The sequence below is a fragment of the Sphingomonas sp. Leaf33 genome (genome assembly GCF_001421785.1).
Lineage (GTDB): Bacteria > Pseudomonadota > Alphaproteobacteria > Sphingomonadales > Sphingomonadaceae > Sphingomonas.
In genome coordinates this window covers 1,340-1,765 of sequence record NZ_LMLB01000013.1, presented here as the reverse complement: position 1 = coordinate 1,765, position 426 = coordinate 1,340, and the positions used below count along the sequence as shown (strand labels likewise).

Sequence of the window (426 nt, the reverse complement as noted above, 5' to 3'; positions counted from 1 at the left end):
CGGATCGTCTGGAGGGGATGTGATGTGCTGTGCAGGTCTGGCGGCGACCGACTCTCCCGTGTCTTGAGACACAGTACCATGGGCGCTGGTGCGTTTAACGGCCGAGTTCGAGATGGGATCGGGTTCTGGGCACACCGCTCAAACCACCAGACCGGCGCAGCACATCGTTGTTCGGCAAGCTGAGCGACAGCCGTAGCTGACGCGGGTCGACAGCCGTAAGGCGGCGACCGTTTTGGTCTTTGGTTTCGTTCTTCTGACCGTCCGCGGATCGGAGCCGCTTTGCAGCGGCTGCCGAACCAAGTCACGGACATGGATCATGAGAGCGATCAAGTTCAATCGAGCGATTAGTACTGGTAAGCTCAACGCGTCACCGCGCTTGCACACCCAGCCTATCAACGTGGTGGTCTTCCACGGCTCTCAAGGGAG

2 rRNA genes (1 of these 2 running past the window's edge) are annotated in these 426 nt (G+C 59.9%); both read right to left on the bottom strand.

Annotation, left to right across the window (positions count from 1 at the left end):
- Positions 1-35 precede the first annotated feature (35 nt).
- A 5S ribosomal RNA gene (gene rrf / locus ASE86_RS13225) occupies positions 36-151 on the bottom strand.
- Positions 152-322: 171 nt separating this feature from the next.
- Positions 323-426, bottom strand: a 23S ribosomal RNA gene (locus tag ASE86_RS13220); its annotated part runs 1,339 nt beyond the window's last position; the annotation flags it as partial.